This is a genomic window from Cyclobacterium qasimii M12-11B (assembly GCF_000427295.1).
GTDB classification, from domain to species: Bacteria; Bacteroidota; Bacteroidia; order Cytophagales; family Cyclobacteriaceae; genus Cyclobacterium; species Cyclobacterium qasimii.
In genome coordinates this window covers 1-12,536 of sequence record NZ_ATNM01000159.1, presented here as the reverse complement: position 1 = coordinate 12,536, position 12,536 = coordinate 1, and the positions used below count along the sequence as shown (strand labels likewise).

The window sequence follows — 12,536 nt, the reverse complement described above, 5'->3', positions numbered from 1 at the left end:
AGAACTTATTAAAAGAACTTATACCTGTAGTCTTTTACACCAGCCAGCTCTTCCATAGCCATCATAATCATATAGCCTGTTCTTTGAGAGGCGTTAGCCGTAATTTCATTTTGGTAACGAGTATAGTCAGCAATTTCAGTAGCTGGAATAATGCCATTAAGTTTGGCAACTATAACACCTATATCTTCTGTGATTGGACCTGTCATGTCTCCAGTATTTTGAAGACCGAAAATGGATCCTATTGCCTTAGGTGCGAAACCTATACCAGGCAATACACTTGCATTCAGTTTCAAACCCGGAGTAGTACCGATGGAGGCATCAGGATAAACTTCCTTGATTGCTTCTAGTGTTTCTAATCCTTTTATTTTTCCTTAATGATTTCAGCTTTCTTTTCATTTCTTAAGGCTAAAGTAGCTTGAGCTCTAACTTCTGGATTCTCAATACTTCCTTCACCCTCTTCCGTTTTGCTTGTAAGGATAGCTACTACATAAGCATCATCTAATTCAAAAACCGTAGAAACTTTACCTACAGAAGCATCGTTGAATGCCCATCTTATAATCTCACGGGCGGAATTCATGTTGTTGATACTTCTCGCATTTGCACCTACGTTTGTAGCTGTAGTTACTTGGTAATTCTCTGTTTTCGCATTTTCTTCAAATGATGCAGCATCATCGGAGTTAGCAGCAAAGAAATCAGCGTTTCTAAAAATATCATTTCTAGTAACATCACTTGCTATAAGCTCCAGTTCAAGAATGGCTACTTTTTGACTAAGCGTCTGTGCCAATTCTGTCACCTTGATAATATGATAACCATATTCAGTCTCTACCAACTTGTTGATTACCCCAAGAGATTTGGCTGCAAATACAGCGTCAGCAAATTCAGTAACAAAATTTTCTTTGAAAAACCAGCCAAGGTCTCCCCCACGCTGAGAAGTTCCATCCTGACCATATTGGGCAGCAGCAACTTCGAAGTTTCCTGTATCACTTACTTCGTCTAATATTTCCTGGGCTCTGACCTTAACTTGCGCTTTTGCGTCATCATCCATTCCTTCAGTACTCAAAAGGATATGGCTCGCTCTCATTCTTGCGTCTCCGTCAAAACTGTCAGTGATTTTATAAGTCACATAGCTAGTGTTGTTGCTCAAGAATGGGCCATATACCACACCTACTTCAGGATTGTCTACATTATTAGTGAAATTCACTGGTAATGGATCACCTGGGTTGATTGTAACAAAAGGAGTCGCAGCTTCTGAATTTCTGATTACAAAGGCAGAATCTGTTTGGGTCTCTTTAAGCTCAATTGTTAGGTTCTTGATATTTTCCAAGGTATTTGCAGAATCTTCCGCACTAGGCTGAAGTGGAAAACGAACATATTTTAAACCCCTGCTTTCTACAACCTTGAATTTTTCCTGGTTCTTATTGATGTAAGATTTTACATCTCCATCTGTAAGGGATACTGCCGAATCAGAAACTGCATAATAAGGAATCTGAATATGACTGACATCAGCGGTTGTATTGGCCATCTTGTGTTGCATTTTGGCTTCTGCTGAATTGGCATACTCAGAAGTAGCCAACATATTGTCATACTTGATTCTTAGCCTGGAGTCAGCAAATAGTTTTTCCTGCTGCGCCCAAAACATTTGTTGTTGAGGATCTGCAGTCTCCAAAGATTGAAGGAAAGTAATCAATTGAGACCTGTCAAACTCTCCAGTTTGTGGGTTTGTCAATTGTCTTCTTAACTCTCCAATGATGTTCTTTCCTTGAACCATGTCAACAAGCTCCTCATCAGACACCACTAGACCTAGTTCATCGTACTGCTGAGAGAATATCTTTTCAACGATCAAAGCCTGCCATGCCTGGTCTCTAATACTTGAAAGTTCATTTTCTGAAGGATTACGTCCAGTGTTTTGTTGAAAACTGAGCTTAGTCTGTTCGATTTTCTGAACATACTCTTCATAGGAAACGTCTTCCCCTGCAATTTCGCCAACAGTCGTTCTACTGGATCCCAATAACATGGAGTTAGGCCCTAAAAGGTCTCCTCCTACTAAAAAGAATATAAGTCCTACAGCGATAACTCCTATCGCCAGACCTGTTCTTTGTCTTATTTGTTTAATTAATGCCATTCTCCTATTTTTTGAAGTGTCGCAAAATAATTACATATAGTGGTAAATTCAAAATATTACCGCATCTATAAATAAAGTATTTCTACAACGTTGGTTATTGAATCTTGATTTTCACAGTATCTATTCGGTGATCTTGCTTGGAAACGATAGTAAATGTAAAGGGTCCATAGCTAACAAACTCTCCTTTTTGAGGAATACTTTCCGTTAGGGAGAGGATAAATCCTGCCAGAGTTTCAAACTCTCCTTCAGGTAGGTTCCATTCATATTTTTCATTCAGGTAATCAATTTCATGTCTAGCACTGAGCAGATACTCTCCATCAGCTACTTTTTGGTCAATTAAATCATCATTGTCATACTCATCTTCAATCTCACCAAAAATCTCCTCAATGATATCCTCCATACTCACAATACCACTTGTCCCACCAAATTCATCTACTACCAAGGCCAAACTTTTACATTCCTTGATAAATTGCACCAATAACTCATTGGCAAGCGCAGATTCTGGGACGATTATAATTGGGGTCAAAATGTCTTCTATCCCCTTTGGCTTTTTGAAAAGCTCTAAGTGATGGCAGTAGCCAATTACATCGTCAATGGTTTCTTTGTAAATAATAATCTTTGAATGCCCACTTTCCACAAACAGCTCCCTGAGATCTGAGATCTGATCCTCAACTTCCATGGCAACAATATCTGTACGTGGAACCATGCATTCTCTGACCCTAACTTTCTTGAAATCTACGGCATTGTCAAAAATCTTGGTATCAATATCTAAATCCTCTCCTTTGGTGTCCATGTAATTTTGGACAAAGCTATTGAGGTCCGTAATGGTATATGCTGGCTTTTCATCGTTGTACTCCAAATTGAGCACCCTTACTATCACAAACTTAGAAAGTCCTACCACTACCCAAACGATGGGGTACATCAGGTAGTAAATGACTGCAAAAGGGATGGAGAAAAAGGTTAGTAGTCTATTCGGGTTAAGTATGAAAATACTTTTTGGGATAAATTCCGCTGTAACCAACACGATAAGAGTAGAAACCAGCGTTTGTACAATCATTATTCCCGCCTGCGTATTAAGTGCTTCAGGCAATAAATAGCTTAGGGGTGGTTCAAGTAAATAGGCCATAAAAATACCATAAAGCACCAAACTAATAGTATTCCCCATCAAGGAAGTCCCTATAAACTGACCTGGGTTTTGAATGAAACTTGCTAAAACTTTACCAGAGACTTTACCTTGCTTTCCCTGAAGCTCAATTTGCAAACGGTTGGCCGAAATGAAGGCAATTTCCATCCCCGAAAATAGTGCCGAAAAAAACAGACTAATAAGTACTAAGAGTAAGTAATGACTGTCCATTAATTCTTCTTCCGTTTACTTTTGTTTTATTCGATTTTTTATCGTTCATTTCTGTTTCTTCCAATTTGTTTTTACGATACATGTGCCAAAATAATAAGACCACCGCAAACATAAAAAGCGGATAAGAGGCCACTATTCCTGCCTTAATCGTAAGGTGAGCACCTATTACCACCAAGGCAGCGGCAAGAGACAATAAAATTGCACTACTTATTTTCATTTTACAATTTTAGAGAACATTATTAATTACACCCGTCACCTTAGTAAATTTATATTCATTGAATCCCTCGTCAGCTTCCATTCCAGTACCTTTTATAATTCGGTCTGGTTGTTCAACTGTGACAAATTTCTCAGTGTAAATCTTTTTCTTAGCCTTGTCCCAAAATAACTCCTCAGAGTTTAGCTTTTGCTCTTTCACAAGGTTATGCACCTGAACATCCCCTTCTCCTCTGTAGATATTGGTTTTCCTATCTAAGTAGCCCCTGTCTGCTCGAATGGTAGTGCTCAATTCACCCTCCTTATCAAAGAAATGAATGACAACTCCCTCTGGAAATTCCGCATCTCCATTTTTAAATTCAAGTTGCTTGTCAGCCATCAATTTGGTCCTTACTATGGCCGAGTCACTGTGGAGAAGCTCCACCTTAAAGCTCGTTCGGTAAGGGCCTTCATAAAAGGCTAGCTGGCTTTCGTCCGCATCTTCCCTGCAGCCAAAATTACAAACCACAATAACAACCAGCAACAAATGCCTAATTACTACCCCGGAAGGAACAATCTTCGCTTCATTTCGAAAGATTTGACGGTACAATTGTCGAACACTCAAACTATTAATAACCATTATATCCTTACAAAGGTAAGGACATTTTGGGAGGAATTTTATTTTTTAACTTGGATTATACAATTGAGTCCTAAATCACCTGTTTCAAACCTACTATATAGTCCTAATAACTGCAAAAAAACTGGCATTTGAGGCTCAGGTATAGTAGTGCTTGACAAGAAAAAATGGCAGGGATGAATTTAGATTGTACAATCATTTTTGAATTGGGCACAAAAAAAAGGCGGTCTTACAACCGCCTTTTTTAAATAAACTATCTATTATTTTTGAAGGATAACCTTAATCTCTAGTAGCTAAAGTTACGGTCTGTCCTACCCAGCATCCAGTATTAATCGTTTGTCCTACTTGGAATCCTTCTGTAAACAACTCCTCTTTAGAAGGGAACCTTGCTCTTGCATTGGCCATTCCACTGTTATCTCCAGCAACTGCGTAAGCATTGTAAGCTGCGATAAAGATAGAGAAATCTTTCACTCTACTTTGACCACCTTTACATATACTTGAAGAGGACATGATCAATCCGCCTACGAAAGAATAAGCATCACTTTTCAATTCTTCATTTAATTCAGCTGCTTTCAATGCTGAAGATCTTGCTTGACCTTTACTTCCAAGATTGGCATGAACTTTAGCCATGTCCCAGTGAATTTCAGCTTTTTCTTCATCCGTAGTAGCCAACGTTAAAGCTTTCTCAAAAAGCTCTCCAGCTTTAGCATAATCCTGATTTTGCATGTAACGCATACCCCTTACTTGAGAAGTAGTGAAGGTAGGATTGTCATTGTCTATTGTCTCAAGTGCCAAAAGGAAAATATCACTGCTTGTACATTTTTCTTTTATGGAATATTGAAACACTTGCTTAGCCAACTTAAGATTAGTAGGATCTGCAATCAGTTTTGGACCCATATTCTTTTCGATAAAATCACAATTGATAATATCCATGGCATTCAACAATTGATCAAGCGTAGCTCTTGAGGAGGCAACGTCGCCACCAGCAGCTTCTTCTTCATCAAGTTTACCCATGATAAACTCATATTTCTCTATTACTTCATCTGGAGTATATGCTTTGTTATAGGCGAAATTCCTATAAATAACATCAAAATACGCCCTATATAAAGTAAATGGAGCTAAAGTTCCATCAATCTCAATGGTTCTTTCAAACAAGTCTGTAGCTATGCTCACCTTGTCCTTATTACCTTTATAAAATATATAGGCATAATAAGCTTTATTGGCGATCCACTTAGGTTCGTTATCATAAAGCTCATTTCTTAAATCATATATGGTTAAAACAGAATCTTGATAGACGCTGATTTCTGCCTCATCAGTTGCTTGATTCGCAGCCCCTTCATAAACCTTAACTCCATTGATGTAAAGTGCTTCATTAAGATCGGAAGCATTGGTTAATAACCAATTTAAAGGACCTTTGGCCTTTAAAAAATCTTCTGAGTTCAGATAATCATTGTAGGCAGCATTAAGCTCTCTGGCTTTTGCTTCCATTTCTTTGTCTTCCGGCCAATTCCATCCGTCCTGTGCTTGAGCCAGTCCCACCATGAGGAAGGACAAACATCCTATAATTGCAAATTTAATTTTCATGTTTGTCAACATCATTCAAATACTTTTTTGTAAAACCAACTGTTATCATTTATTGATAATCCTAAAGAAACTTTAATATAATTTTCTCTAACTAATCCATCATTTACTGTTCCTCTTTTCCCTGCCTTTAATGCCAAATTCAATAAAGACATACTGTATATCGGAATGGAAGTACCAAAATTAATGCCAATGTCATCAACGTTCTTTTGGTTTACCTGAAAAGGTAGTCGTTCATATTCGATTCCAGCCCTTATAGTAGATCTGCTTAACAAGCTTTCAAGTGAGAAGGCATTGGGTATATATTGCCCTCCAAGGGAAAATTTAAAGGCTTTTCCCATATTACCGCTTGGTGAAGAAGCATTAAACGCTCGAAAAGAGGAAAAATCCTGGAACTGCGCTTCTACACCTACCGCAAATTTATTAATTTTTTCATAAGTTACACCATATCCAAGCTTCGCTGGTATGAAAACATTCCCTGAAACATTATCAGCGATGACATCTCCATCACTATTGGGGATGCTAGCTTGGCCAGATTCAGCCACTTTCGCAAATTCTCTTCCATTAACATCACCAAAAATTTGATAAATGGCACCTATATTAAGGTATTGTTGATTCCCCAAGGGCTGTGCATAATATGCACCACCTTTAAAAACCACATCACTAAATGTGAGCCTTTCATAGTATTCTGAAGAAATCCCTACTGAATTCAAATCAGTATCTAAAAGATTTAACTGATTGTTTCTGATCGTTGATCCAAAGGTATAAGCCCCTTCAACACCTAGGCTAAGGTTTTTATACACCTGAAAACCACTTTGCAAATAAACCTGACTCAATCCTCCCGTTCCAACAATTGTGTTTTTGGATATAAGATCGGTTCCTGCTACAGGCGTATTTACGATGATATTGTAATCTACACCGGTTAATTGATTAAGCCCGAATCCTAAAGTTACTTTTCTCGGAACTACGGGAAAAGACATGGCTACATAGCTTAATCCGCCACCATCCAAATCCTCAGAGGCCAATTCAGTCGCTGCTGTTAATTTATTGTAATTAAGTGCAGCCTGAAAGCCATAAGCGGTATTTTTAACCGAGACAGCTGGATTTACGTGATTGATACTATAACTGTTACCAAAACTTATCCCCATACCTCCCATACCTTGGTTTTGGGTTAGTCCGGAATTGTTAAATACGCCAACCCCCAAAGAACTGTAGGTAGATGATGATAATTGGCCGTAACTGATATGGTGGATAGCAAAACATCCTATAAAAACAATTAGGGCTGCTACGTGTATTTTATTTTTCAACATTGTGTTTTAAGATTCTGTCCAATCCGTAAAGGACCAAATTGGGGATTACAAATATGTGGTCTTTTATTAAGCTTTCAAAGATTTCGGCATCTCCACCACAAATAAAGACCTCAACATGACCGAAATCCTGCCGATACTTTTGAATAAACCCTTTGATTTCTTCAGCTATTCCGTGATAGATCCCAGACTCCATACAAGTCTCTGTGCTTGTTCCTAGGTAAGAAATTTCGGATTTCCCTACATTTACTAAGGGTAATCTGGCTGTAAATTCATGCATGGATCTTGCCCGCATCTTAAGCCCAGGAGAAATAGCCCCACCCATGTAATTATTTTTTATGTCTAGAAAATCATAAGTAATACAGGTACCCATATCAATCACTAACACTGCGCCATCCTTCTTAAAAGATCTGCCACCAATTACTCCGGCCAACCTATCTAGTCCCAGGGTTTGTGGGGTCTTATAGGCATTAGTAATTTCTAAAGGTGTCTGATGATCAAAATACAGAAAAGGAAAAGAGAATACTTCCTTTAATGCATCTAAAGAAAACTTAACAGAAGTAAACAACACCCTATCATCTTCTTGTGGCACTAAATAATGGCGGCATTCTTCAAGATCCGAAAACGATCTAAACGCTAACAGTGTTCCTTTTTCAAAGATACCTATCTTTATTCGGGTATTTCCAATGTCGACAACCCAGTGCCTTTGTTTCATAACCTATTAATAAACTACTTCAAAATTAGTCATTTTACTTTGGAGGCTGGTCGGTGATATATTATTTTTAGGTCAAGATTTTATTTTTTAACAAACTTTAACCCATGGTAAACGCAAACTCATATACAATTATTGGTCTAATGTCCGGCACTTCAGGTGATGGACTTGACATTGCCTGCTGCGAATTTACTATTAAAAAAAACTGGCGTTTTAAAATAATAAAGGCTGAGACCATACCCTTCACTAAAGAATTAGAACAATCACTACAGAATGCTCATTTGCTCGATGCTGAATCTTTAGAATGTCTGGATTTAGAATTTGGTGAGTGGATGGGTAAGGTTACGAAAGATTTTTGCCTTAAAAATAACCTTAAACCTACAGCCATTGCTTCCCATGGCCACACCGTGTTTCATAGACCTGATTTAAAAATGACCAAGCAAATTGGCAATGGGTTTGCCCTTAGTCATACTGCTGGTTTACCAGTAATAAATGATTTTAGAAAATTGGATGTTGTAATGGGAGGCCAGGGTGCACCACTTGTACCTATTGGAGATGCTTTATTGTTTAGCGATTTCGATTTTGCTTTAAATTTGGGTGGAATCGCCAATATTTCAATGGACAATCATGGGGAAAGAATCGCTTTTGACACCTGCCCTTTCAACTTACTTTTCAATCACTTTGCCTTAAAATCTGGCAAAGCTTATGATGAAGGTGGAAACTTAGCGAGATCAGGCTCCATTATTCCAGAGGCATTAACAGCATTGAATTCTTTGGGTTTTTACCAACAAAAAGGAGCCAAATCACTTGGTAGAGAAAATATCAGTCAGGATTTTTTTCCCGTTCTAAACCACGATACCTATTCACCTAACGATGTTCTTACTACTTTATCTGAACATTATGCAGCTTGTATTGCAAGAATAATCTTGGACCATGCTAAAGAGAAGTCCACCAAAAGCCAACTTTTGGTTACAGGAGGTGGCGCCTACAATACCTTCTTTATCCAAAACCTTCAAAATAAAATTAGCCATAAAGTAAATTTGGTCCTTCCTGAAAAACAGATCATCGATTTTAAAGAGGCATTGGTGTTTGCATTTTTAGGTGTTTTACGCCTTCGAAAAGAAAACAATTGTTTGGCATCCGTCACCGGAGCTACTGAAGACAACTGTGGTGGCACCATTTTTGGACTTTTTAACGAAATTTGAATATAAACATCCTATTCCATGAGAGAATTACTGAAAAAGTTTGAGAACATGCAACCAGAGATCGTTTTTGAGTGGAGCGATAGCGAAACAGAGGCCGAAGGTTGGTTGGTGATAAATAGCCTAAGAGGTGGAGCTGCTGGAGGCGATACCAGAATGAAACCAGGGCTAGACAAAAACGAGGTAATTCAATTGGCCAAAAACACAGCCATAAAAAACACCGTCTCAGGTCCAGCTATAGGCGGTGCTAAATCAGGGATTAACTTCAACCCATCTGACCCAAGAAAAGCAGGCGTACTCGAACGATGGTTTAAAGTTGTTTCACCCATATTAAAAAGCTACTACGGCACTAGTGCGGGTATAAATATAGACGAAACCACCGAACTCATTCCCATTACAGAAGAATATGGATTATGGCACCCTCAAGAAGGAATCGTAAATGCCCTATATAATAAAGGAGGAGAACCAAAAAAAATACGGAAAATTGGTCAATTAAGACAAGGCCTATCAAAAATAGTAGAAAACCCAAAGTATTTACCTGCTAGCCAAATCAAATTCCAGATAAGTGATGTAATCACTGGGTACGGGCTTTCTGAGGCTGTGCAACATTATTACAAGCTATGGGGAGGAACAGCTTCTGGAAAAAAGGCTATTATTCAAGGCTGGGGAAATGTAGGTGCTGCAGCCGCTTACTTTTTAGCTAAAGAAGGTGTTCAGATAATTGGGATTATGTCATTGGAAGGGGCTATAATAGATAAAAATGGCCTTTCTCCAGAGGAAATCACTTCATTGTTTTTAAATAAGGAAGACAACAAACTAAGAAGCGAGAAGCTCATTTCTTTCGAAAGTGCTAAAGATAAAATCTGGGATTTACCAACTGACATTTTTATTCCGGCGGCAAAGTCAAGATTGATACAAAAGGATCATTTAAACAAGTTGATAAAAGGCGGATTAGAATTAATCGTTTGTGGCGCGAACTTCCCCTTTGTTGAAAATGATATATTCCTTGGTCCTGTGACTAAAATGGCGGATGATCGGGTCTCCTTAATTCCTGATTTTATATCAAATGCCGGACTTGCCAGAATCGCTGCCTATCTAATGTCAGACAAAGCGCAAATAACAGATGAAGCAATGTTTCAGGATGTAAGTAAAACAGTTTTTAGAGCTTTAAAAAAATGTCATACTTTCAATCCCCAAAAGACGAAAATCGCCCAAACTGCATTGGAAATTGCGCTTCAAAAGTTACAATAATCCTAATGGCACAGGTTCTGAGATTAAAATTCAGAGGATTTTTTAACCTCTGAAAAAAATTTATTTGGTTACTAATACACAAATTAGCTAGCTTAGGGAATTAAATAGCAATTATTTGATAATTCGACCACGATCACAAAATCTAACTTAAACATTCTTACACAATAAATACAAGTGAATGAAGAAGTATTTAGCTTCATGGCTCCTATTCATTGGATTAATAAGCGTAAGTGTTCCTCAACACTTACAAGCCCAAGACTTTACTGCTAAACAATACATTGCCCAGGCGGATAATCACGCAAAAGACAGCCCCTCTGAGGAACATGTTTCACAAACAGAAACCACCGTAGAACAAGCCGTGGAACACCATCATGCTCCTGCCTGGCTGGTTATTCCTTTTGTAGCATTGTTGTTAATGATTGCAACTGGCCCATTGTTTTACGAAAATTTCTGGCACCACAATTACCCTAAAATCGCGGTAGGACTGGCTGTATTGGTAGTACTCTACTACTTGTTTGTATTGGGCAATGTGCACAACCCTGTACATGCTTTGGCAGAGTATATTCAATTTATTTCCTTACTGGCGTCCCTATTTATTGCTTCCGGAGGGATTTTAATAGAAGTTGACAAAAAATCAACGCCTATGGCCAATGTGATTTTACTGGTAATAGGTGCGTTGATATCCAATCTAATAGGAACCACTGGTGCATCAATGTTATTGATTCGCCCTTTTATCCGCTTGAATAAAAACAATATTCAAGCTTACCATATCATATTCTTTATATTTATGGTAAGTAACATTGGAGGTTCCCTAACACCAATAGGTGATCCACCATTGTTTCTAGGCTTCCTAAAAGGCGTTCCTTTCTTCTGGACTTTGGAACATAATTGGAAGGCCTGGATATTGGCATTGACCATATTATCAGTGTTGTTTTATTTTGTCGATCGCAAATTTGGCAATAAAGGAGACGGAGTAGTACTGAATGAACAAACACAATTCAGCAATAAAATATCCCTAAAAGGAACCAAAAATTTCTTATGGCTTCTTGTGATAATAATTTCTGTTTTTCTAGACCCTAACGTACTTGACTGGGTTCCAGCCATACATTATGATGGTCAGAATTTCAGTTTTATACGTGAAACGATAATGCTTTCTGTGGCCTATTTTTCTTACAAGTTTGCCGATCAGCAAGCGCTTTCGGGGAATGAATTTAATTTTGAACCAATCCGGGAAGTAGCCTTTATCTTTATAGGTATTTTCGGCACCATGATGCCTGCCCTTGAATTGGTAGGAGGTTTTGCTCAGTCAGAGCAGGGCGCAGCAATGATAACCCATAACACCTTGTACTGGGGTACAGGCTTACTTTCGGGCTTTTTAGACAATGCTCCTACTTACCTCAACTTCTTGGCGGCCGCAATGGCATCACAAGGTGCGGACATAAATTCCATACAACAAGTCAAGGATTTTGCCATGGACAGGTATATTGATTCTTCATTTGAACTTATGGCCATATCCATTGCTTCCGTCTTTTTTGGTGCAATGACATATGTAGGTAACGGCCCAAATTTTATGGTGAAGTCAATCGCAGAACAAAGTGGAATTAAAATGCCCTCCTTCTTTGGATACATTTTAAGGTTTTCCATTCCTATTTTACTTCCGATTCTGTTTATCACCTGGCTTGTGTTCTTTGCATTTTCCTAAACCCTAACTATAGGATATTCTTATATCAATTCAGGGAGAAAAGATTCCCAACTCATTTTAATCTGGATTATACATTGGCCATAGTATAATTTTGACTAGTCCTGAATAGACGTTACAGATTTCAAGGATAAATTTAGATAGCATCGGGTTTCGACTCGGTGCTATTTTTGTTTCTGTAGGTTTTAATCCGTATGGTGTTTTGCTGATGCATTTTATTGGGTGTTTCCATCTGACAACTCCAATGCGGCCTTTCATTATTGTAAATATAAATAGATTCTTCTATTAATATGTTCATCAGTTTTAAATCCTTGATTGTGATTCCCAGAATAAATTCATGTTTGAGTATTCCATTTACTCTTTCAGCAACTGCATTTTGGTATGGATCATAGCTTTCAGTCATGCTACAGCTGACTTGATTATTTTGTAATACGTCTTGGTAGGCATCACAACAATATTGTAATCCTCTATCAGAATGA

General features: G+C 38.1%; 10 protein-coding genes and 1 pseudogene. 3 read left to right on the top strand and 8 right to left on the bottom strand.

Annotated elements, in window-relative coordinates; genetic code table 11:
- Positions 1 to 8: 8 nt before the first annotated feature.
- From ADICYQ_RS20970 to ADICYQ_RS20940, 7 genes and pseudogenes are all read right to left on the bottom strand, one after another.
- Positions 9 to 2,122, bottom strand: a pseudogene (locus ADICYQ_RS20970) (SurA N-terminal domain-containing protein).
- 94 nt (positions 2,123 to 2,216) lie between these two features.
- Complete coding sequence (locus ADICYQ_RS20965) at positions 2,217 to 3,476, bottom strand: hemolysin family protein (protein ID WP_040417400.1); 1,260 nt, start codon at positions 3,474 to 3,476, stop codon at positions 2,217 to 2,219.
- A complete protein-coding gene (locus tag ADICYQ_RS20960; protein ID WP_051160311.1) occupies positions 3,442 to 3,693 on the bottom strand; it encodes a hypothetical protein in 252 nt (83 codons plus the stop codon). The genes ADICYQ_RS20965 and ADICYQ_RS20960 overlap by 35 nt, the downstream gene beginning before the upstream one ends.
- 9 nt (positions 3,694 to 3,702) lie before the next feature.
- A complete protein-coding gene (gene lptC / locus ADICYQ_RS20955; RefSeq protein ID WP_081652414.1) occupies positions 3,703 to 4,308 on the bottom strand; it encodes an LPS export ABC transporter periplasmic protein LptC in 606 nt (201 codons plus the stop codon).
- 276 nt (positions 4,309 to 4,584) lie between these two features.
- Positions 4,585 to 5,889: a tetratricopeptide repeat protein gene (locus ADICYQ_RS20950; protein ID WP_040417401.1), complete on the bottom strand. Its 1,305-nt coding sequence runs from the start codon at positions 5,887 to 5,889 to the stop codon at positions 4,585 to 4,587.
- An 11-nt stretch (positions 5,890 to 5,900) separates the two neighbouring features.
- Positions 5,901 to 7,196 (bottom strand): BamG family beta-barrel-assembly machinery protein, encoded by a 1,296-nt coding sequence (gene bamG / locus ADICYQ_RS20945; protein ID WP_020894035.1) that lies wholly within the window; start codon positions 7,194 to 7,196, stop codon positions 5,901 to 5,903.
- A complete protein-coding gene (locus ADICYQ_RS20940) occupies positions 7,183 to 7,908 on the bottom strand; it encodes a type III pantothenate kinase (protein WP_020894034.1) in 726 nt (241 codons plus the stop codon). Before ADICYQ_RS20940 ends, bamG begins: the two co-directional genes overlap by 14 nt.
- 104 nt (positions 7,909 to 8,012) lie before the next feature.
- On the opposite strand from ADICYQ_RS20940, the gene ADICYQ_RS20935 reads away from it, so the two are divergent.
- From ADICYQ_RS20935 to ADICYQ_RS20925, 3 genes are all read left to right on the top strand, one after another.
- Positions 8,013 to 9,110 carry an anhydro-N-acetylmuramic acid kinase gene (locus ADICYQ_RS20935; RefSeq protein ID WP_040417399.1) on the top strand — a complete coding sequence of 366 codons (1,098 nt, stop codon included), beginning with the start codon at positions 8,013 to 8,015 and terminating at the stop codon, positions 9,108 to 9,110.
- Positions 9,111 to 9,128: 18 nt separating this feature from the next.
- On the top strand, positions 9,129 to 10,358 hold the full coding sequence (locus ADICYQ_RS20930; RefSeq protein ID WP_020894032.1) for a Glu/Leu/Phe/Val dehydrogenase dimerization domain-containing protein: 1,230 nt from the start codon (positions 9,129 to 9,131) through the stop codon (positions 10,356 to 10,358).
- 178 nt (positions 10,359 to 10,536) lie between these two features.
- Positions 10,537 to 12,060 carry a sodium:proton antiporter gene (locus tag ADICYQ_RS20925; protein ID WP_020894031.1) on the top strand — a complete coding sequence of 508 codons (1,524 nt, stop codon included), beginning with the start codon at positions 10,537 to 10,539 and terminating at the stop codon, positions 12,058 to 12,060.
- A gap of 133 nt (positions 12,061 to 12,193) precedes the next feature.
- Here ADICYQ_RS20925 and ADICYQ_RS20920 read toward each other — a convergent pair.
- The coding region (locus tag ADICYQ_RS20920) for an integrase core domain-containing protein (RefSeq protein WP_040416731.1) at positions 12,194 to 12,536 on the bottom strand (343 nt) is incomplete at its 5' end.

Coding starts and splice junctions, on each gene's coding strand:
- ADICYQ_RS20935 (WP_040417399.1), top strand. CDS start 8,013: ATGGTAAACGCAAACTCATATACAATTATTGGTCTAATGTCCGGCACT.
- lptC (WP_081652414.1), bottom strand. CDS start 4,308: ATGGTTATTAATAGTTTGAGTGTTCGACAATTGTACCGTCAAATCTTT.
- ADICYQ_RS20930 (WP_020894032.1), top strand. CDS start 9,129: ATGAGAGAATTACTGAAAAAGTTTGAGAACATGCAACCAGAGATCGTT.
- ADICYQ_RS20960 (WP_051160311.1), bottom strand. CDS start 3,693: ATGAAAATAAGTAGTGCAATTTTATTGTCTCTTGCCGCTGCCTTGGTG.
- ADICYQ_RS20925 (WP_020894031.1), top strand. CDS start 10,537: ATGAAGAAGTATTTAGCTTCATGGCTCCTATTCATTGGATTAATAAGC.
- ADICYQ_RS20940 (WP_020894034.1), bottom strand. CDS start 7,908: ATGAAACAAAGGCACTGGGTTGTCGACATTGGAAATACCCGAATAAAG.
- ADICYQ_RS20965 (WP_040417400.1), bottom strand. CDS start 3,476: ATGGACAGTCATTACTTACTCTTAGTACTTATTAGTCTGTTTTTTTCG.
- ADICYQ_RS20950 (WP_040417401.1), bottom strand. CDS start 5,889: ATGAAAATTAAATTTGCAATTATAGGATGTTTGTCCTTCCTCATGGTG.
- bamG (WP_020894035.1), bottom strand. CDS start 7,196: ATGTTGAAAAATAAAATACACGTAGCAGCCCTAATTGTTTTTATAGGA.